This is a genomic window from Gilliamella sp. Pra-s52 (assembly GCF_009795805.1).
In the GTDB taxonomy this organism is placed as follows: Bacteria; Pseudomonadota; Gammaproteobacteria; order Enterobacterales; family Orbaceae; genus Gilliamella.
In genome coordinates this window covers 1-1,745 of record NZ_WTEY01000038.1, presented here as the reverse complement: position 1 = coordinate 1,745, position 1,745 = coordinate 1, and the positions used below count along the sequence as shown (strand labels likewise).

At 38.1% G+C, this 1,745-nt stretch carries 1 protein-coding gene and 1 pseudogene; both read right to left on the bottom strand.

The genetic code is table 11. The features are described 5' to 3' along the window. Positions 1-1,549: pseudogene (locus tag GQ594_RS11815) on the bottom strand (hypothetical protein); the annotation flags it as partial. Positions 1,550-1,558: 9 nt separating this feature from the next. Next, a partial coding sequence (locus GQ594_RS12245; protein WP_160413174.1) for a DUF2345 domain-containing protein occupies positions 1,559-1,745 on the bottom strand: 187 nt, incomplete at its 5' end.

The following is a 1,745-nucleotide window of genomic DNA, read 5'->3' as shown; positions in this document are numbered from 1 at the left end:
CTGATGCTGCTTCTTTTTCCAGTAGTTTGGTTTGTTTCGCTATGCCAACAAATGTTTTGTCTTCTTCTGCGGTTTTACTCGCTTCTGTTTGCGTTTGAGTAATATAACTTGGCAAGTCTTCACAGGTGAAACACTCAACATGTAAATGAGCGCAAAATTTTTTATCGTTTAAATCTTCTGGCAAAATTTCTATGTCAATGTACTTACCATCTTTATCGGTTTTTTTAGTAATACCTTTATTTTGGTTATGACCTATATGCCCCACTAAATCACCCGCTTTAATCGGAAAGGGCTTATCTAATACCACCACTTCGTTGTATTTTTTTCCTCTTACTAACTTTTCAAGGTGCTCATACAAAACCTTTTTCTTTTCTGTCGGTAACGGTAGTGTGGGTTTTCCATCTCTAACCACTTCAATTAACTCAGCATAACCGTCCTTACCGACATTCGATACTTTAATTTGCGTTTTCTCTGGTAGCATTGAGTAAAGTTTTTTATCGTCTTCACCCTGAAAGTCATTCCATATTGTTAAACCTTTAGAAAGCACTAGATTGCTATCACTGCCGTTGATTTCAAATACGGATTCTGTTACTGCTTTTCCAGTATACACCCAACCTAAAATATCGACGCCTGTTTCTGTTTTATCAGATTTGTCAAGGTCTAATTTAGGAATTGAGGAATATCCTTCGACAAAACTCGAAACGGCGTACCATTTACATTCTTTATCATGCAAATCAAGATTTAAATTAACTTTTGTACCCTTTTGTAATACCGCAAGTATCTTTCCATTAGCAGCTTTTCGAATACGTAATCCTATTACGTCGTGTAACTTATCGCGTTCAATCACACGATAAATATCCTGCTCCCAAAATGCGGGTGTTGGCTCCTTAGGATTGTTATCGTAATAGTTTGTATCCGCTAAATGCATATACAAACTATAAAAATAAAGACGGTGTCCTGGCTGTTTTTCTTTTTCTTTTTCTTTTTCTGGTTCAGTCGTGCTTGCTGTTGTCTCTGACGCTGCCGCCGCTCCAGATGAAGCGGATGTGTCAGTTGCTGGCTCTGTATTTGTCTGAGGATTGGTAGGCGTTGTTGTATCGGTACTATTACTTGTACTTGGTGATTGTGCCTGATTAGTATCCGCTGCTGCCCCTTCTGTGTTGGTGTTACCCGCCGTTGTATCACTTTCTGAGGCTGGCGTTTCTTCTTCTATACGCTCCATTTCAAGTAAGTGCCTAACCAGAACAAAACCAGTTGAGAAAAAAACAACTTCATCACCTTTATCTATTTTTTGATAACGGTCATTAACGCGGTAGGCGATAACCTCACCATCTGCAATACAATGCACTCTACGCGCTTTTTCATTCCCCAACTTTTTAAGCACATTTGAATCAAAATGAACACCACTGTGTATAAGCTTGTTTACACTGACAGGATAAAACCCCGTTGATGCTGACATTAATGCTTCGTAATAAGCATTTGCGCTTAATTTCTCTTTTCCATCTATAATAACGGGATATTTCCATTTTTTTACCGCTGATAATGTCATTTTTGTTCCTTAACCTGAAAAATTAATATGGTCACTCTCTATTAATCGCCTAAGCGCAACATCAACATCACTTTTTGAAAATTTGAGTTTATTGTTCTCTAGGCTGGCCGGTCCCATTTTCTGCAATACATTACACTTAAGATAGATATTATCCTGTGTACCCAGTTCGATACCTTCGCTGCTGATTTTGATATAA